Genomic DNA, 17,796 nt, shown 5'->3' on the forward strand with positions numbered 1-17,796 from the left:
GCCCGGGTGTGTCAAGGCGGGAAAGCGTGCCTTGACACACCCGGTCGCCGACTGAAGGGATGGCTGGGATGAGGGGCGGGGGAGGTCTGGTGACGTCGTTGGTCTCATTGCGCTCCCGGCCGCCGGTCCGCGCGTGGTTATGCCGTGGCCGGCTTGTGCCTCCGGCCGTCAGTTCGCAGCACCGGCGGCCTACTCACCCTCGATGACGTCCGGCTCCACCCCGAGGTACCCCGCCACCTGCTCCACCAGCACGTCGTGCACCAGCTCGGCCAGCTCCGACGGGTCCTTCGCCCGTGCCTCCAGCGGCCGCCGGTACAGCACGATCCGCGCCCGCGTCGGCAAGCCCGTCCGGTCCACCCCCGCCGGGACCAGCCTCGACAGCGGCACCGCTCCGTCGTGGAGCACCCCATCCGCCGGTGAGTGGCCGTTCTCGCGGATCTCCGGTACGTCGTCGACCGCCACGTCCAGCTTCGTCAGCTCGTGGCGCCAGCGGGCCTCGATCGGCTCCAGTGCGTCGAGCACCAGTGCGTCGAACCTCTCCGCGCGGCTCGCGGCGGCGGGCAGGGTTGCCGGATACAGCGTCCCGCGCAGGCCCCGGCCGTGCCGGTCCCGTCGCGAGCGCCGCCGCTGTCGGTAATCACGTGCCGTCGCCACGCCCGAAGTCTATGCGGTCCGCACGTCCCAGCGCGTGTCGCTCCTCCAGGCTTGCGGTGACGCGCTATCGTTTCGTTTCGTGCGGAGCGTACGGAAGTGTTCGCGTACTGGCTGTCTCGAGCCAGCTGTGGCCACGCTGACGTATGCGTACAGCGACTCCACCGCCGTCGTCGGCCCGCTGGCCACCGCCTCCGAGCCCCACTCGTACGACCTCTGCGAAGCCCACGCGCTGCGGCTGACCGTCCCCAAGGGCTGGGAAGTCGTCCGGCACGAAGGCGCCTTTGCCGCTCCGGACCCGTCGGCCGACGAACTGACCGCGCTGGCCGAGGCCGTGCGGGAGGCCGGGCGGTCCGACAAACCCGCTCCCGCGCCCGAGCCGGAGGGCCCGTCCGGGCGCCGCGGCCACCTGCGCGTCCTCCCCGGCCGCGCCTGAACGCGTAACCCACTCACCCCGCCGGTAGGCTTTCCGCGCGGCGCAGCGGGCGCCGGGACGACTATTCGCGGGGAGACGGCGTGCCAGACCTTTCGGGCATCGTGAAGGCCTACGACATTCGCGGCGTGGTCGGCGAGCAGCTCGACGCGGACCTCGTCCGCGACTTCGGCGCCGCGTTCGCCCTGCTCATCAAGCCGGAAGCACCCTCGGTGGTGATCGGCCACGACATGCGTGACTCCTCGCCGGCCCTGGCGGCCGCGTTCGCCGAGGGCGTCACCTCGCAGGGCCTCGACGTGGTCAGCATCGGGCTGGCCAGCACCGACCAGCTGTACTTCGCCTCGGGCTCGCTGAACATGCCGGGCGCGATGTTCACCGCCAGCCACAACCCGGCCAAGTACAACGGCATCAAGATGTGCCGCGCGGGCGCGTCGCCGGTCGGGCAGGACACCGGGCTCGCCGAGATCCGCGACACCGTCGAGCAGGGCGTGCCCGGGTTCGAGGGCCAGCGCGGCTCGATCACCGAGCGGGACGTCCTCGCCGACTACGCCGCCTACCTGCGCAACCTCGTCGACCTGTCCGGCAGCCGGCCGCTGAAGATCGTGGTCGACGCCGGGAACGGCATGGGCGGGCACACCGTCCCGACCGTGTTCGAGGGGCTGCCGATCGACGTCGTGCCGATGTACTTCGAGCTCGACGGCACCTTCCCGAACCACGAGGCCAACCCGCTCGACCCGGCGAACATCGTCGACCTGCAGGCGAAGGTCCGCGAGGTCGGCGCCGACGCCGGCGTGGCCTTCGACGGCGACGCCGACCGCTGCTTCATCGTCGACGAGCGCGGCGAGCCGGTTTCGCCGAGCGCGATCACCGCGCTGGTCGCCGTCCGCGAGCTGGCCAAGGACCCGGGCGGCACGATCATCCACAACCTGATCACGTCCAAGGGCGTGCCGGAGATCGTCGCCGAGCACGGCGGCAAGCCGGTCCGCACCCGCGTCGGGCACTCGTTCATCAAGGCCGAGATGGCCAAGACCGGCGCCATCTTCGGCGGCGAGCACTCCGCGCACTACTACTTCCGCGACTTCTGGCGCGCCGACACCGGCATGCTGGCGGCGCTGCACGTCCTCGCCGCGCTCGGCGAGCAGACCGGCCCGCTGAGCGACCTGACCAGCGCGTACTCCCGCTACGCGGCCTCGGGGGAGATCAACTCCACGGTCGACGACCAGGTCGCGAAGATGATGGCGGTCAAGGACACCTTCGGCACCCGCTCCGGCGTCGAGATCGACGAGCTGGACGGCCTGACCGTGCAGCTGCCGGGCGGCGCCTGGTTCAACCTGCGCCCGTCGAACACCGAACCGCTGCTCCGGCTGAACGTCGAGGCCGCGAACGCCGAAGCCGTGCAGGGGCTGGTGGACGAAGTACTCGCGATCATCCGCAACTGACCGTCCACGGTGAAGGGCGGCCGCGGGGCCGAACTGTGTCCTTGAAGTGCCCTTCACCACACCTTCTCGCGTGGTATGGAGGAACCATGGCCATCACGCTCGACGCCCAGCTCCTCGAGATCCTGGCGTGCCCGTCGCCCGATCACGCCCCGCTCCGGCCGGGCGCCCCGGACGACCCCGAGGCCGACGCGCTGACGTGCACGGAGTGCGGCCGGGTGTACCCGGTCCGTGACGGCATTCCGGTGCTGCTGCTCGACGAAGCGACCCTGCCGGGTGACAGCGGAAATTCCGATGCCGACAGTGCTTGACGACTCGTTGCTCGACGACCCCGCGCGCCTGGCCGAGGCCGACAGCGCGGGGTTGCTCCGGGCTGCCGCGATGGCGGGCGCCCAGGTGCGGGCGACCGCCGAGCTCGCCGCGGAACTGGAGCTGTCCGAGCGGCTCGACATGGGCCGCCCGCGCGCCGTCGTGCTGATCGACCGGCCGGGGGTGAGCCGCACGCTCACGCGGCTGCTGGCCGCGCTGCTGGCGCCCTCGTGCCCGGTTCCGGTGGTCACCGCCGAGGTGGTGCCGAGCTGGATCGGCGCGCTCGACGTCGTGTTCGCGCACACCGACGACCCGGGTGACCGGGAACTCGCCGCGTCGCTGGAGCGCGCCGCCCGCTACGGCGCCTCGGTGGTGCTTTCGGCGCCGTCGGACGGCCCGGTGGCGGCCGCCGTGGCCGGCAAGGGCATCCTGCTGGCGCCGCGGATCCCGGTGCCGCCGGAGCTGGCGTTCCCACGCGGCCTGGCCGCCGGGCTGCTCACCGCGAACGCGCTGGGCCTGCTGATCTCCGACGTCCAGGTGCTGGCCGACCAGCTGGACCTCGAAGCCGAGAAGGACTACCTGGCCCGGGAGTCGTTCGCGAACCCGGCCAAGGCGCTGGCGCTGCGCGTCGCCGACCGCGTGCCCCTGCTGTGGGGGCTGGACCCGGTCGCGGTCGCCGTCGGCGAACACGCTGCGCACGCATTCGCCGCCCACGCGGCCACGGTGTGCGACGTCGAGGACTATCGTCAGGCCCTGGCGCGTCCCGCATTGCGGCGGGCAGCGCAATCAGGTGGCGCGGAGCGTGACATCTTCGCCGATCCGGACGATCCCTCTGGTGACATCCCCACCCGGGTGCTGCTGCTCTCGGTGCGGACCGGTCCGGCCACGGACGCGGCGCGCTACCAGGCCGAGGATCTGCTGCCGGGTGCGGACGTCATCGCGCCGGCCGAGGAGATCGAGGCCGACGAAATCGTGCGGGCCGCGGTGCTGGCACTGCGGTTCGAACTGGCGGCGGTCTATCTCGGGCTGGCGGCGGGCAGCATCGGCGGCGCGGGTCGCTTCGCGCCCGCGACGGCGTGAGAGCCGCCTAGCACCGGCGTGGCCGGTGCCGAAGGAGTGGAGTTGAGGTGACAGTGGAGCTGCTGCGCAATGCGGTGCGGCCCTACGCCTGGGGATCGCGGACGGCGATCCCCGAGCTGCTGGGCCGTCCGGTACCCGCGCCGCACCCCGAGGCCGAGCTGTGGATGGGTGCCCACCCGGGTGACCCGTCGCACGTCATCGGCCCCGACGGGACCGAGCGGAGCCTGCTCGAGCTGGTGGACGCCGACCCGGTGACCCAGCTCGGCGAGCGCTGCGCGAAGCGGTGGGGCGGGCGGCTCCCGTTCCTGTTGAAGATCCTCGCGGCGGAGGAGCCGCTGTCGATGCAGGCGCATCCGTCGGCGGCCCAGGCCGCGGAGGGGCACGCCCGCGAGGAGCAGCTCGGGATTCCGAGGGACGCGGCGAACCGCAACTACCCGGATCCGACGGCGAAGCCGGAGCTGGTCTGCGCGCTGACGGAGTTCCACGCGCTGGCGGGGTTCCGGGCGCCGGACCGGACGGTGAAGCTGCTGAAGGCGATCGAGACGCCGGGGCTGGCGAAGTACACCGGGCTGCTGGAGGCCCAGCCGGACCCGTCCGGGCTGCGTGCGCTGTTCACGACGTGGATCACGCTGCCGCAGGCGTCGCTGGATTCGCTGCTGCCGGAGGTGCTCGACGCGTGCGTCCGGCACGTCCAGGAGCACGGCGAGTTCGCGGTCGAGTGCCGGACGATCCTGGAGCTGGGCGAGGCCCACCCGCGCGACGCCGGCGTGCTGGCGGCGTTGCTGCTGAACCGCTTGACGCTGCGCGCGGGCGAGGCGATCTACCTGCCGGCGGGCAACCTGCACCTGTACCTCCACGGGACGGCCGTGGAGATCTTGGCGAACTCGGACAACATTCTGAGGTGTGGTCTGACGCCGAAGCACGTGGACGTCCCGGAGCTCCTGCGCGTGGTGGATTTCGCGTGCGGCGAGATGCCGGTCCAGTGCGGCGACGTGGGTGGCCGGATGGCGGTGTACCGCACGGACGCACCGGAGTTCGAGCTGTCCCGCGTGGAGTGGCCGGCCGGCCAGGACGACGAGATTTCGGTCGACAGCGTCGGCCCCCAGATCCTGCTGTGCACGGCGGGAGCCCTGCTGGTGACGGCGGACGACGGCGAGAAGGTCGAGCTGAGGCGGGGCCAGTCGGTATGGCTCCCGGCGGCGGACCCACCGGTCCGGATCCGCGCGACGGGCGGAGAGCGAGCCCAGTTCTTCCGCGCGACGGCGGGCACCTGCGAGGACTGACCCAAGTTCGAGGCTGGCCTTTTCTGTGTGCGTTCCGTGTGGCGGCCTCCGCCACGATCAACACCAAGGGGGGACCCTGGTGCGCTGATGCGCGCCGCCGGGTCCGCTGGGGGTGGCGCCGGTCGGGTACGCCCGGCGTCCGTGGGCTGAAGGTGGTGCCGCGAGGGGGCGGCACCACTTCGGTGGCCCACCTGGCTGGGAGGGTGCTGCGAGGGGGCGGCACCCGGCAGGGGGTCGAGGGGAGCGGCCGCCCGCCAGGAGGGCCACCCCCGGCAGGCCGCGGCGAGACGGGTGGTGCGGTGAGGGGGCAGCACCACCCCGTCTCGCCCGTGGCAGCCCGTCAGGTCGGCTCGGCGAGAAGGCGGGCCGGGTCCAGCCAGGCCGCGCCGCTAAGCCGGCTCGGTCAGGGCCAACAGCGCTCGTCTCAAGGCGGCCGCGCTGGCGTCGCGGGGGTTCAGGAGCTCCGCCGCCTCCGTTGCCGCGGCCGCAGCCGCCGGTGCATCCCCGGTCGCCAAGTACGCCCGGTGCAGCACCAGCCACGTCAGGCCCGTTGCCGCCCTTCCGCCCATCTCGCGGAACTCGTCCAAGCACGCTCGCAGCACCGGGATCGCCTGCGCCGCCCGTCCCTCGCCGATCCAAGCCGCCGCCAGGGCTCGGGTGCACGACAGCTCTCTCGGCCTCTCGTCCAGCTCTCGTGCCAGCTCGCGGGCCTCCTCGAACGCCGCCGTTGCGTTGTCCCGCAGTCCGGTTGCCGCCGAGATTGCGCCGTGTGTGCGCAACGACTTCGCCAGTGCCGAACGCGCCATCGTTCCGCGCAGCAGCTCCACCGACTCCGCGATTGCCGCCAGCGCGCCCGCGTCGTCGCCCGTCAGCAGCGATGACCACGCGAACCCGTGCAGGGCCTCGCCGATCACCCGGGCGTCGCCGGACGAACGAGCCGCCGCCAGTGCCGCTCGGTCGACCTCGTGGGCGTCGGAAATCCGGCCCAGCCGCAGCAACGCCGCCGACTCCGCCGCCCGGACCCAGCCGAGTTCGGCCGCGGTACCGTCCACTGTGAACAGTTCGTGGGCGTGGGCCGCCGTCTCCAGGGCCTCCTCCGCGCGGCCCAAGCCGATCAAGCAGTGCGCCAGGTTCGCCGACACCCATGCGTGCGTGCGGCGATCGCCCGCGGACTCCAGCTCCTTGGCGCACGCCCGGTAACGGACCGCCGCCTCCTCGTACTCGCCGCGCGCGTGCCGCAGCAGGGTCAGCGTCGCCTCCGCCACCGTTGCCAGCGGGGGATCCGCGGCCGACACCGACTCGTACGCCGCGCGCATGTCGGCGTACTGGCCGTGCAGGTACAGGTAGACGCCGAGGCGGTCGAGCAGCAGCAGGGCGTCCCGCGGGCCGAGCGTGCCGATCAGCAGCACCAGGTTCGCGCGCTCGGCGGCGAACCAGTCGTCCGGACGCGCCAGCAGCCGCTCCACCAGCGAATCCGGCAACGGCTGTGCGGGCGGCCCGGGAGCCGGGGGCGGCATCGGCACCGTGCGCGGCAACCGGGCCGCCGCCTCGTCGGCGAGCGCGAGCGTGGCCGCCAGGACCGTGCGGAGACCTTCGCTGGGCGCCGGGTCGTCGAGCTCCGCCGCGTACAGCCGGACGAGGTCGTGCATCCGGTAACGACCCTCGCCCGTCTGGTCCGCTCCGCGCGCCTCCAGCAGGCTTGCCTCGACGAGCTCTTCGACGGCCTCATCCGGGTCGTCGACCAGGGTGGTGACCGCCCACGCCGGCAGGTCGGCGAGGCGGCAGCGCCCGAGCAGCCGGAACGCTCGCTGCGCGGGCGGCCGCAAAGCCTCGTAGCTCAGCGCGATGCTGCTCCGGACGGCGAGATCGCTCACGGTCAGCTCGTCGAGCCTGCGGACCTCGTCCTCCAGCCGGCCGGCCAGCTCGCCGAGCCGCAGGTGCGGGCGGATGGCCAGCCTGCTGCCCGCGATCCGCAGCGCCAGCGGCAGCCGCGCGCACGCGGTGATGATCCGCTCGGCCTCGGCACGCTCCCGGTTCACCCGCGCCCCGGCCAGGTGGTGCAGCAGCTCGGCGGCGTCCGCGCCGGACAGGGGGCCGAGGGGCAGCCGGTGGGCGCCGGCCAGCCCGCTCAGCCGCCGCCGGCTCGTGACGAGCACCGCGCAACCCGGCGTGCCCGGCAATAGCGTGCGGACGTGCTCAGGGTCGACGGCGTCGTCGAGCACCACCAGCACCCGCCGATCGGTGAGCCGGCCGCGGAACACCGCCGCGCGCGCCCGGACGTCGTCCGGCACCGCCGGGCCGGGGACGCCCAGCGCACGCAGCAGGTCGGCCAGCACCTCCCCGATGTCCCGCCCCGCCAGCGGTACGTACAGCTGGCCGTCCGGGAACCGCGCGCGCAGCCGATGCGCGGCCCGCACGGCGAGGGTGCTCTTGCCCGCTCCCGGCTCGCCGCTGAGCACCGCGACCGGGACGCCGATGCCGGATCCGAGCACACCGGTCAGCTCCGCCAGCTCGGTGTCGCGGCCGGTGAAGTCCCCGATGTCCGGCGGAAGCTGGCACACCGGCCACACGGCGGGCGGCAGCCGCGGCACCGGGTCCTCGCCGCGCAGGACGGCCGCGTGCACCCGGCGGGCCTCCGCGCCGGGCTCGACGCCGAGTTCCTCGATCAGCGTGGTCCGCAGCCGCCGGTAGACCTCCAGCGCGCTGCCCTGCTGGCCGGCCCGGTGCAGCGCGATCATCAGCTGCGCGGCCAGCCGTTCGCGCAGCGGGTGCTCGGTGATCATGGCCTGCAGCTCGCCGGTGAGCTCGCCGTGCCGCCCGGCGGTCAGCTCCGCGTCGACGCAGTCCTCGAACACGGCCAGCCGCTCGGACTCCAGCCGGGCGATGTCGGCGTCGAGCCGCGGCACGTGCAGCCCGGCCAGCACCGGCCCCCGCCACAGCGCGAGCGCCCGCCGGTAGTGCCCGGCGGCGGCCACCGGGTCCGCGGTCCGCCGCCCCTCGGCGACGGCGGACCGGAAGACGAGCAGGTCGAGTTCCGCCGGCTCGACGTCCAGCCGGTAGCCGGCCGGGCCGTGCTCGACGCGCAGGCCCTCGATCCGCTCGCGCAGCCGCGAGAGGTAGGTGTGCAGGTTGGACGTGTACGACTTGGGCGGCCCGTCCGGCCACAGCGCCTCGACGAGCACGTCGACGGGGACCGGCCGCCCGGCGTTGAGCAGCAGCACGGCCAGCAGCGTGCGCTGCCGCTCACCGCGCAGGACCGCCCACCGGCCCGGCGGGCTTTCCACGGCGAGCGGACCGAGCACGGCGAAGTGCGCCATGTCACCTTCCCGGGTGAGGCCAACAGGAAAAACCACGGTAGCGAAGGGGTACGACAGAACCGGCGGCCGCGGTGCCCGGCGATCGGAGCCCGGCCGAGCGGATTGGCGCCGGGCTGGGCGAACGCGCAGCGAGAATCCGGCCCGACGGCGGCCGACCGGCGCGCTTGGCATCGCTCGACGCGCCGGCCGAAGTGGCCCGGGCCCGGGTGGCCGCTGGTAGACACGATCGTCGGGTTTCGGAGCCGAAATCTGAAGGAGTTGCGGCCGCCGGCCGAGGATCGGTACGAGCGCTATCCGAAGGAACGCCAGGCAAAGGAGGGCCGACCATGACGGGCTACACGCGTTGGAAGGATGTCCGCGCGACGCATGTCGAGCGAGCCGGCGGCGAGGAAGCGGTCGAGGCGGGCAAGCAGGAGCTGCTCGCCGTGGTCCAAGGCCATCGCCTCGCCGAGATCCGCCGGGGTCGCGGCCTGACCCAGCAACAGCTGGCCGAGCGGATGGGCGTCACCAAGGGACGGGTGTCCCAGATCGAACAGGGCAAGATCTCCGGCCTGGAGGTACTCGCCCGCTATGCCGTTGCTTTGGGCGGGCGCCTGCACCAGGCGATCTACTTCGAGGACGGTGACATCGCCGCCATCGCCTGAGCGATTCTCCGGCCGGTGACGACCGGACGGGACCGGCCCCATTAGGCTCCACCCGGACATTTCAGGACCTACCAGGGGAGCGGTCGTGTCAGCTGGAGGCGGAACCAAGGCGATCCTCGCGGCACTCGGGGCGAACGCCGGGATCGCGGCGGCGAAGTTCGTCGGCTTCCTCGTCACGGGGTCGTCGTCGATGCTGGCCGAGTCCGTGCACTCGCTGGCCGACACCACGAACCAGGGCCTGCTGCTGCTCGGCCAGAAGACGTCGAAGCGGGAAGCGGACAAGGAGCACCCGTTCGGCTACGGCCGCGACCGGTATTTCTACTCCTTCATCGTCGCGCTGATGCTCTTCACGCTCGGCTCGGCTTTCGCGATCTACGAAGGCATCCACAAGATCGGCCACCCGGAGCCGCTCGAATCGCCGATCGTCGCCGTGATCATCCTGGTGGTCGCGGTCGCCCTGGAGGGCTACAGCTTCTACACCGCCGTCGGCGAGTCGAAGAAGATCAAGGGCGACGCGAGCTGGTGGGGCTTCATCCGCCAGGCCAAGGAGCCCGAGCTGCCGGTGGTGCTGCTCGAGGACGCCGGCGCGCTGCTCGGCCTGGTCTTCGCGCTCCTGGGTGTCGGGCTCTCGGTCGTCACCGGCGACCCGGTCTGGGACGGTGTCGGCACCCTGGCGATCGGCGCGCTGCTCGGCGTCATCGCGATCATCCTGATCATCGAGATGAAGAGCCTGCTCATCGGCGAAGGCGCCAACGAGGGCGTCCTCGCGACGATCGTCGACGAGCTCGCCGCGGGCAAGGTCGAGCGCGTCATCCACATCCGCACCCAGTACCTGGGCCCGGACGAGCTGCTCGTCGCGGCGAAGCTGGCGCTGGTGCCGGGGCTCGACACGGCCGAGGTGGCGACGGCCATCGACGACGCCGAGGCCCGCGTCCGCGCCAAGGTGCCGGTGGCCAAGCTGATCTACCTCGAACCGGACCTCGACCGCAGTCTTGCGCGGTAGCCGGATCAGTCTTCGGCGAGCCGTCACGCACCTGACCCGATAGGGTGACCTACTGCGATACATGCAGGCCAGCCGCAGGAGGTCAACGGTGCCCGGAACGGGATTGTGGCGCACTAAATCGATCGAACAGTCCATTGCGGACACCGACGAGCCGGACACCAAGCTCCGGCGGAACCTGAGCGCGTGGGACCTCACGGTCTTCGGCGTCGCCGTGGTCATCGGTGCCGGCATCTTCACGCTGACCGCGCGGACGGCGGGTGACTACGCCGGGCCCTCGGTGTCGCTGGCCTTCGTCTTCGCGGCGATCGCCTGCGCGCTGGCGGCGTTGTGCTACGCCGAGTTCGCCTCGACCGTGCCGGTCGCGGGCAGCGCGTACACGTTCTCCTACGCCACCTTCGGCGAGTTCATGGCGTGGATCATCGGCTGGGACCTGATCCTCGAGCTCGCCGTCGGCGCCGCCGCGGTGTCCAAGGGCTGGTCGGTGTACCTCGAGACGGTGCTCGGCTACCTCTTCGGCAAGGGCACGAAGACGACGTTCGACATCGGTAGCGTCACCGTCGACTGGGGTGCGCTGCTCGTCGTGGCGATCCTGACGGTCCTGCTGGCGGTCGGGACGAAGCTGTCCTCGCGGGTCTCGATGGTGATCACCGGGATCAAGGTCGCCGTGGTGCTGTTCGTGATCATCCTCGGCCTCTTCTACATCAAGGGCGCCAACTACACGCCGTACATCCCGCCGGGCGAGACCGGCGGGGCCGGCCAGACCGGGGTCGACCAGTCGCTGTTCTCGCTGATCGCGGGCGGCGCGAGCAGCTCGTTCGGCGTCTTCGGCCTGCTGGCCGGCGCTTCGCTGGTGTTCTTCGCCTTCATCGGCTTCGACATCGTCGCGACCACCGCGGAGGAGACCCGGAACCCGCAGAAGGCCGTGCCGCGCGGGATCATGGGCTCGCTGGCCATCGTGACCGTCCTGTACGTCGCGGTGTCGCTGGTGGTCGTCGGCATGACGTCGTACAAGGACCTCGCGACCAAGGCGGGCGACGGCAGCCACAAGACCCTCGCGACGGCGTTCTCCGCGAACGGCGTCGACTGGGCCGCCAACATCATTTCCTTCGGCGCGCTGGCCGGCCTGACCACCGTCGTCATGGTGCTCATGCTGGGCCAGGTCCGGATCATCTTCGCGATGTCCCGGGACGGCCTGATGCCGCGCGGCCTGGCGAAGACCGGTGAACACGGCACGCCGAAGCGCGCGACGCTCATCGTCGGCGGGCTGGTCGCGCTCGCGGCCGGGTTCTTCCCGGCGGACAAGCTCGAAGAAATGGTGAACGTCGGCACGCTCTTCGCGTTCGTGCTCGTCTCGGCCGGGGTGCTGGTGCTGCGCCGGACGCGGCCGGAGCTGCCCCGGGCGTTCAAGGTGCCGCTGGTGCCGCTGATCCCGATCCTGGCCATCCTTGCCTGCCTGTGGCTGATGCTGAACCTGACCGTGCTGACCTGGCTGCGGTTCATCGCCTGGATGGTGGTCGGGGTGGTGCTCTACTTCGGCTACAGCCGCCGGCATTCGCTGCTCGGCAAGCGGCAGGCCGAAGGGCTCGACGAACCCGTGAAGGCACCCGAAGCCTGACTTGCGCAGAAAAAGCCCCGCCCTCCTGGACGCCCAGGTCGGCGGGGCTTTTTGCATTTGGTTGCGTTATGCGAGGTTACGACTTGATCAAGACGATCTTGCGATTTGTGCGCAAAGGGGGACCCCGTGTAAGCGGGTGCGTGACGTGCGATACCTTTCGATCCTTCGTGTGCCACTGACGGGTGAATTACAGCCGCGTGATTCCCACGCGCAGTGGCATGCGGTCCCCCGATTTTGCCGTTCCTCCCCCGTTCGGTACTGGAGAACTCATGCGCAGACGTTCCTTCCGCGGCGCCGTTGCGGTCATGGCGCTCACCACCGCCGCCCTGATCGGGACCGCCGGTTCCGCTCTCGCCTGCTACAGCGACGACAACCGTCCCCACCCGACGCCGGGCAAGCCGACCCCGTGCGCCGATGGCAAGGTCCTCGACCAGAAGGACGTTGTCTTCGAGCTGACGAAGAACAACACCCGGCTGAACATCAAGTCGGTCAACGAGGGCGTCACCGTCACCCGCATCGTCGTGGTCGGCGGCGACGACGGCTTCAACGACTACACGCCGGGCAAGAAGCTCGACAAGAACGCCCCGTGGAACGACCTTCGTGCGCCGTTCAACTACAACGGCAGCCAGCCGAAGATCGACAAGTGGTTCCTGTGCGGCTCGAAGACCACCAAGCCGACCCAGCCCACGACCCCGACGACCAAGCCGACCCGGCCGGCGCCGTCGACCGAGACCACGAAGCCGAGCACCCCGGCGACCTCGGACACCTCGGTGTCGCCGACCAGCTCCACCGCTCCGGCCGTCGTCCCGGCGGGCAACGAGTCGGGCACCGGTGGCGGCCTGGCCAACACCGGTTTCGACAACAGCTGGCTGATCTGGGTCGGCGCGCTGCTGCTCGCCGCCGGTGGTGGCCTGCTCGCGCTGCTGAAGTTCCGCCGCAAGGCTTCCGAGTGAAGCTGAGCTAGTCCCCGGTCGAAGGCCCCTCGCTCCGCGCGCGAGGGGCCTTCACCGTTTCGGGGGGAAGTCCCCGAACAGCGAGCCCTGCTCGCCCCAGGACGGCTTGCCGAGGCCGGCGGCCATCGCGACGGCGTGGTCCCATTCGGCGTCCACCACGTAGTCCTGGTGCTTGAGCACCCCCGGCGCCCAGCGGTGCCGCCCGGTCGGGCCGCGCAGCGGGTCCGGCAGCCAGTGGTCGCCGCCGAGGATCAGGACGCCGGTCCCGTCGGCCGTCGCCGAGACCGGGCCGAAGCCGCCCTCCGGGAGGAACCCGACGCCGTGCAGCCGCCGGTCGGCGACCGAGTGCCGCCAGGTCGTCACGCCGCCGCCGAAGATGTCGGTGCCGCGGCACAGGGCCCGCCAGCGGCCGTCGAGGTCGGCGAAGAGCCGCTCCAGCGCTTCCTGCGGCAGCAACGCGGGGAAGGCGCGCTGGTAGCCCCACTGCAACGGCGAGCCGGCGGTCAGGACGCCGACGCGTTCGAGGTCCGCCTCCGGCAGCTCGGCCGCCAGCCGGGCGGCGGCCATGATCGTGAGCAGGCTGCCGAGGTTGTAGCCGGAAAGCACCACGCGTGTACCGGGTTCGGCGAGGTGTTCGCGGGCCCGGGCGGCCAGTTCCGGCACGACCTTCAGCGCGTAGCAGGGCGGGACCGTCGGGTGTGCGGCCCGCGGCCAGAAGCAGACCAGGTCGGCCAGCGCACCGAGGTGACGGCTGCGCTGCGGCGTGCGCGCGGCCGTGTAGACCACACGCAGCAGGCCCGCGGCCAGCGCGCCGAGCGCGACCACGCCGATTGCGGACAGCGGCTTGAACCAGCCCGGGACCTGCCCGAACCCGAACCGCAGCACCAGCAGGGCCGCACCGCCCGCGGACATCGCGCTCGCGACGGCCAGCGCCAGGTGGTGCAGGTGCCGCCGTTCCCACGCCGACCGCGCCCAGGCCGCCGCGGCCTGCGCCTCCTGCCGTTCGTCGTGCTCCATCAGGGCCACGATCTCGGGGATGCCCCGCCGCAGCCGCCGCAGCGGGACGGCGACCGCGAAGCCCGCTACGCCGAGCACCGCGGCCACAGCCAGCCCCGCGCCCCACAGGACGGTGACCAGCAGGTACGTGTCCGGCACCTTCAGATGCTCCGCCCCGGACAGGCGCCGGAGCGCCTCGGCGAGCCCGGCCCCGAAGCCGCCGCCGAGCAGGCCGGCCAGCGCGAGCACCGGCGCGGCCGCCCAGCCGCCCATCCACGGCCGCAGCCGCTGCGGCTTGTGCTTCCAGCCGGGCCGGGCCAGCAGCGCCGCCGGGGCGAGGAACAGCGCGAACAGCACGGTGACGGCGACCAGGGCCGCGCCGAGGCCTTCGACGACGCCGTTCGTGCCGGGCAGCGGGCCCGTACCCGGCCTGAGCCGCACGGCGGCGACCACGACCAGCAGCGTCGCGAAGGCGAGCACGCCGGGCCGGGCGAACCGGCCGGTGTCGACACCGATCGCGGCGGCGACGATGGTGGCGAGCACCACGGCGAGGGTGACGATCCAGACGACGAGGCCGACGCTGTCGCCCGGCACGCGGAACGGCCCGCCGAGCAGCAGCAGCGCGACCGAGGCCAGCGCCGCGACGGTGTGCAGGCAGCGCAGCGCCCGCGTCTCCGGGTCGGCGCGCATCCGCAACGGGCCGCCGGTGAGGTCGCCGTCGGCGTGCACCGCCCAGGTCGCGCTGGAAATCCGGTGCAGGACGAAGATCACGACCAGCAGCGGCAGCACGCCGACGGCGATCCGGGCGGCCGTCGTGCGGAGGACGTCCGGGACCACCGGCAGGCAGCCCGAGCCGGGCGCGAGGCACTGCGCGGCGAAGAGGTCGAGCGCGATCGCGGCGAGCTGACCCATCAGCAGCATCGTCAGCAGCAGGGCACCCACGCGCAGCAGGCCGCGGCAGACGGCGCCGAGGACGCGCGCGAGACGGCTGTCCGGCGGGACCGGCGGCAACATCCAGAAGGCGACGTTGGCCAGGGAGAACGGGAACAGCAGGGCCCAGGTGGCCTTCGCCGCGCCACCCGACGTCATGCCGTGCCAGAGGTAACCCTCGAGGGTCCGCGGGATCGACCGGCCCAGCGCGGGCAGCACCGGCCCGGGTGCCGGGCGGCGCAGCCGGTCGGCCGGGCGGATCACCCGGCCCAGGCCGTCGCCGGCGACGTCGACGGTCGCCACCGCGTCGAGCAGCGTCTCCCCGCTGGTGCCCACGAGCCCGGCGACGCGGATTTCCACGACGCGGGTGTCCGGGCCGGGCATGGGCACGGTAAGGGCCTCCTAACAGTTCCAGTGACAGTCGAGCGGACAACGGTAGTGTTCGGGTGTCATCGAGTCTTGGAGGAATCGCCACTATGACCCCCGAAAGCGTTGCCAAGCGGCACGAGACCCGCAACGGCATCGAGTTCGCCGTCGCCGACCTCGAAGCCGCCGAGTTCGGCCGCAAGGAGATCCGCCTCGCCGAGCACGAGATGCCGGGCCTGATGGCGCTGCGGCGCGAATACGCGGAGGTCTACCCGCTGCGCGGGGCACGCGTCTCGGGCTCGCTGCACATGACCGTGCAGACCGCGGTGCTGATCGAGACGCTGGTGGCGCTGGGTGCCGAGGTGCGCTGGGCCTCCTGCAACATCTTCTCGACGCAGGACCACGCGGCCGCGGCGGTCGTCGTCGGCCCGCACGGCACGACCGAGAAGCCCAAGGGCGTCCCGGTGTTCGCGTGGAAGGGCGAGTCGCTCGAGGAGTACTGGTGGTGCACCGAGCGGATGCTCACCTGGGACGGCGAGGGCCCGAACATGATCCTCGACGACGGCGGTGACGCCACGATGCTGGTGCACAAGGGCACCGAGTTCGAGAAGGCCGGCGTCGTGCCGACCCCGGACGAGAACACCTCGGACGAGTTCCGCGTGTTCCTCGAGCTGCTGCGCACCTCGGTCGCTGCCGACACCGGCAAGTGGACGAAGATCGGCGAGGGCGTCCGCGGCGTCACCGAGGAGACGACGACCGGCGTCCTGCGCCTGTACCAGCTGGCGGCGGCGGGCGAGCTGCTGTTCCCGGCGATCAACGTCAACGACGCGGTGACGAAGTCGAAGTTCGACAACCGCTACGGCATCCGCCACAGCCTGATCGACGGCATCAACCGCGGCACCGACGTCCTGATCGGCGGCAAGGTCGCGGTGGTCTGCGGCTATGGCGACGTCGGCAAGGGCGCGGCGGAGTCCCTGCGCGGCCAGGGCGCCCGTGTGATCGTGACGGAGATCGACCCGATCTGCGCGCTGCAGGCGGCGATGGACGGCTACCAGGTCCGCACCCTGGAGAACGCCCTGCCCGAGGCCGACATCGTGATCACGACGACCGGCAACAAGGACGTCGTGCTGGTCGAGCACATGGCGAAGATGAAGCACCAGGCGATCCTGGGCAACATCGGCCACTTCGACAACGAGCTCGACATGGCCGGGCTGGCGCGGTACCCGGGCATCCGCCGGGTGAACATCAAGCCGCAGGTCGACGAGTGGGTGTTCCCGAACGGCAACACGATCATCGTGCTGTCCGAGGGACGCCTGCTGAACCTGGGCAACGCGACCGGGCACCCCTCGTTCGTGATGTCGAACAGCTTCTCGAACCAGGTGATCGCGCAGATCGAGCTGTTCACCAAGCACGAGGAGTACGACAAGGAGGTCTTCCGGCTGCCGAAGAAGCTCGACGAGAAGGTCGCGAAGATCCACCTCCAGGCGCTCGGCGGGGAGCTGACGAAGCTGACCAAGGAGCAGGCGGAGTACATCGACGTGGACGTCGAAGGGCCGTTCAAGCCGGAGCACTACCGGTACTGAGGTCTCGGCCGGACGGGGCCGCCTCGAAAGTGTTCGGGGCGGCCCTTCCGTTCTGCGGGCTCCGAGGGGTTGTGATGGTCGATCTGATGGCCGGCATCGCCGTGCTCGACTACGAGCGGGCGCTGGCCTGGTACGAGAAGCTCTTCGGGGCGCCGCCGACGTACGTGGTGAGCGCGACCGAAGCGCTGTGGGAGGTCACCGAGCACGGCGCCGTCTTCATCGAGCGGCGTCCGGAGCGGGCCACCGGGCACGCCATGCACGTCCTGTTCGTCGGCGACCTCGACGAGCGCGTCGCGGCGATCTCCGAGCGGGGCATCGAGCCGGCGGGCCGGGAGACGTACGAGAACGGCGTCCGCAAGGTGCGTTACGTCGACCCCGAGGGAAACGAGATCGGCATCGGCGGCGGCCCGGCGTAGGCTGGGGCCGTTCTTGGCTTCACGAACCTCACGGCCCGGTGGGTAGTCCGGGCGGTCCGCTCCGGGCTCGTTGTCCCGTCCAGGGAAACCGGTGACGCCAGGCTGATCCGTCACGCCTGGAGGTTTCCCGATGAGCGGGGTGTTCACGCTGTACCACGACGGCCGGTTCTGGGTCGGCGTCTACGAGATCCACGAAGACGGCCAGGTCCGGGCCGCGCGCCACCTCTTCGGCAGCGAGCCGACCAACGCCGAGCTGGCGGCGTTCGCCGCCGGCCGCGACTTCGCCCGCCTGGCCGATGAAGCCCGCGCGGCCCCACCGGTGCCCACCGAGCAGCGGCCGACGGCCCGGCTCAACGCCAAGCGCCTCGCGAAGCTGGCGAAGAAGGCCCAGGAAGAGGCGGGAATCGGCACGGCCGCCCAGCGCGCCCTCCGCGACGCGGTCACCCAGCACGCGGCCGAGAACAAAGCGGCCCGCAAACGCCGCGCGGCCGCCGACGCCACCCACCGCCGAACCCTGGCCCGCGCCAAGGCCCGCGCCAAACACCGCGGCCACTAACGAGATGCCACCCAATCACGCGAGATGCGCTTCCAGACACGCGAGGTACGCCGCCAATCACGCGAGTGACGTGCCTGATCACGCGCGATGCCTCGCCAATCACGCGAGCCGACCTCGCAGCTAACGCGACCCGGCCGTGCTCAAGCGGGCATCACACGTGACCAGCGGGGCATCACGCGTGACTGGAGCGGCATCTTGCGTGATTGGCGGGGCATCGAGCCGTGC

The 17,796-nt window shown here is 71.9% G+C and carries 15 protein-coding genes; 12 read left to right on the forward strand and 3 right to left on the reverse strand.

What is annotated here, in order from left to right:
- Nucleotides 1-189: 189 nt before the first annotated feature.
- Nucleotides 190-654, reverse strand: a complete 465-nt coding sequence (locus ACWEVN_RS18620) for a metallopeptidase family protein (RefSeq protein ID WP_103341201.1) — start codon at nt 652-654, stop codon at nt 190-192.
- A 79-nt stretch (nt 655-733) separates the two neighbouring features.
- Here ACWEVN_RS18620 and ACWEVN_RS18625 point away from each other — a divergent pair, with 79 nt between their 5' ends.
- The 5 genes from ACWEVN_RS18625 (at nt 734) to manA (ending at nt 5,192) form a co-directional block, all read left to right on the forward strand.
- Nucleotides 734-1,087, forward strand: coding sequence for a DUF3499 domain-containing protein (locus tag ACWEVN_RS18625; RefSeq protein WP_033261311.1), 354 nt, complete (start codon nt 734-736; stop codon nt 1,085-1,087).
- Nucleotides 1,088-1,167: 80 nt separating this feature from the next.
- Nucleotides 1,168-2,523, forward strand: a complete 1,356-nt coding sequence (locus ACWEVN_RS18630; RefSeq protein ID WP_449686682.1) for a phosphomannomutase/phosphoglucomutase — start codon at nt 1,168-1,170, stop codon at nt 2,521-2,523.
- 86 nt (nt 2,524-2,609) lie between these two features.
- Complete coding sequence (locus tag ACWEVN_RS18635) at nt 2,610-2,831, forward strand: Trm112 family protein (RefSeq protein ID WP_410607498.1); 222 nt, start codon at nt 2,610-2,612, stop codon at nt 2,829-2,831.
- Nucleotides 2,815-3,909 (forward strand): hypothetical protein, encoded by a 1,095-nt coding sequence (locus tag ACWEVN_RS18640; RefSeq protein ID WP_452052058.1) that lies wholly within the window; start codon nt 2,815-2,817, stop codon nt 3,907-3,909. The genes ACWEVN_RS18635 and ACWEVN_RS18640 overlap by 17 nt, the downstream gene beginning before the upstream one ends.
- A 53-nt stretch (nt 3,910-3,962) precedes the next feature.
- Nucleotides 3,963-5,192 carry a mannose-6-phosphate isomerase, class I gene (gene manA / locus ACWEVN_RS18645; protein ID WP_452052075.1) on the forward strand — a complete coding sequence of 410 codons (1,230 nt, stop codon included), beginning with the start codon at nt 3,963-3,965 and terminating at the stop codon, nt 5,190-5,192.
- Between the two features lie 389 nt (nt 5,193-5,581).
- Here the strand turns inward: manA and ACWEVN_RS18650 are convergent, their stop codons facing one another.
- On the reverse strand, nt 5,582-8,509 hold the full coding sequence (locus ACWEVN_RS18650; RefSeq protein ID WP_452052059.1) for a BTAD domain-containing putative transcriptional regulator: 2,928 nt from the start codon (nt 8,507-8,509) through the stop codon (nt 5,582-5,584).
- Nucleotides 8,510-8,835: 326 nt separating this feature from the next.
- On the opposite strand from ACWEVN_RS18650, the gene ACWEVN_RS18655 reads away from it, so the two are divergent.
- The 4 genes from ACWEVN_RS18655 (at nt 8,836) to ACWEVN_RS18670 (ending at nt 12,724) form a co-directional block, all read left to right on the forward strand.
- Nucleotides 8,836-9,153: a helix-turn-helix domain-containing protein gene (locus tag ACWEVN_RS18655; RefSeq protein WP_449686679.1), complete on the forward strand. Its 318-nt coding sequence runs from the start codon at nt 8,836-8,838 to the stop codon at nt 9,151-9,153.
- Nucleotides 9,154-9,238: 85 nt separating this feature from the next.
- Nucleotides 9,239-10,156: a cation diffusion facilitator family transporter gene (locus tag ACWEVN_RS18660; protein WP_449686678.1), complete on the forward strand. Its 918-nt coding sequence runs from the start codon at nt 9,239-9,241 to the stop codon at nt 10,154-10,156.
- Between the two features lie 88 nt (nt 10,157-10,244).
- A complete protein-coding gene (locus tag ACWEVN_RS18665) occupies nt 10,245-11,771 on the forward strand; it encodes an amino acid permease (protein ID WP_452052060.1) in 1,527 nt (508 codons plus the stop codon).
- A gap of 269 nt (nt 11,772-12,040) precedes the next feature.
- The gene (locus ACWEVN_RS18670; RefSeq protein ID WP_452052061.1) at nt 12,041-12,724 is read left to right on the forward strand and encodes an LPXTG cell wall anchor domain-containing protein; all 684 of its coding nucleotides are present in this window, start codon (nt 12,041-12,043) and stop codon (nt 12,722-12,724) included.
- Nucleotides 12,725-12,775: 51 nt separating this feature from the next.
- On the opposite strand, the gene ACWEVN_RS18675 is transcribed toward ACWEVN_RS18670, so the two are convergent.
- On the reverse strand, nt 12,776-15,034 hold the full coding sequence (locus ACWEVN_RS18675) for a hypothetical protein (protein WP_452052062.1): 2,259 nt from the start codon (nt 15,032-15,034) through the stop codon (nt 12,776-12,778).
- A 92-nt stretch (nt 15,035-15,126) separates the two neighbouring features.
- On the opposite strand from ACWEVN_RS18675, the gene ahcY reads away from it, so the two are divergent.
- The 3 genes from ahcY (at nt 15,127) to ACWEVN_RS18690 (ending at nt 17,571) form a co-directional block, all read left to right on the forward strand.
- Nucleotides 15,127-16,599, forward strand: coding sequence for an adenosylhomocysteinase (ahcY, locus tag ACWEVN_RS18680; RefSeq protein WP_452052063.1), 1,473 nt, complete (start codon nt 15,127-15,129; stop codon nt 16,597-16,599).
- A 74-nt stretch (nt 16,600-16,673) separates the two neighbouring features.
- Nucleotides 16,674-17,015, forward strand: coding sequence for a VOC family protein (locus ACWEVN_RS18685; RefSeq protein ID WP_452052064.1), 342 nt, complete (start codon nt 16,674-16,676; stop codon nt 17,013-17,015).
- 130 nt (nt 17,016-17,145) lie between these two features.
- Nucleotides 17,146-17,571 carry a YjdF family protein gene (locus ACWEVN_RS18690; RefSeq protein ID WP_452052065.1) on the forward strand — a complete coding sequence of 142 codons (426 nt, stop codon included), beginning with the start codon at nt 17,146-17,148 and terminating at the stop codon, nt 17,569-17,571.
- Nucleotides 17,572-17,796 lie beyond the last annotated feature (225 nt).

It is taken from the genome of Amycolatopsis sp. NPDC003861 (assembly GCF_053605405.1).

Excerpts from the sequence above, each read along its gene's own strand:
- ACWEVN_RS18670 (WP_452052061.1), top strand. The coding sequence starts at position 12,041 with ATGCGCAGACGTTCCTTCCGCGGCGCCGTTGCGGTCATGGCGCTCACC.
- ACWEVN_RS18675 (WP_452052062.1), bottom strand. The coding sequence starts at position 15,034 with ATGCCCGGCCCGGACACCCGCGTCGTGGAAATCCGCGTCGCCGGGCTC.
- ahcY (WP_452052063.1), top strand. The coding sequence starts at position 15,127 with ATGACCCCCGAAAGCGTTGCCAAGCGGCACGAGACCCGCAACGGCATC.
- ACWEVN_RS18635 (WP_410607498.1), top strand. The coding sequence starts at position 2,610 with ATGGCCATCACGCTCGACGCCCAGCTCCTCGAGATCCTGGCGTGCCCG.
- ACWEVN_RS18690 (WP_452052065.1), top strand. The coding sequence starts at position 17,146 with ATGAGCGGGGTGTTCACGCTGTACCACGACGGCCGGTTCTGGGTCGGC.
- ACWEVN_RS18685 (WP_452052064.1), top strand. The coding sequence starts at position 16,674 with ATGGTCGATCTGATGGCCGGCATCGCCGTGCTCGACTACGAGCGGGCG.
- ACWEVN_RS18640 (WP_452052058.1), top strand. The coding sequence starts at position 2,815 with ATGCCGACAGTGCTTGACGACTCGTTGCTCGACGACCCCGCGCGCCTG.
- ACWEVN_RS18655 (WP_449686679.1), top strand. The coding sequence starts at position 8,836 with ATGACGGGCTACACGCGTTGGAAGGATGTCCGCGCGACGCATGTCGAG.
- ACWEVN_RS18650 (WP_452052059.1), bottom strand. The coding sequence starts at position 8,509 with ATGGCGCACTTCGCCGTGCTCGGTCCGCTCGCCGTGGAAAGCCCGCCG.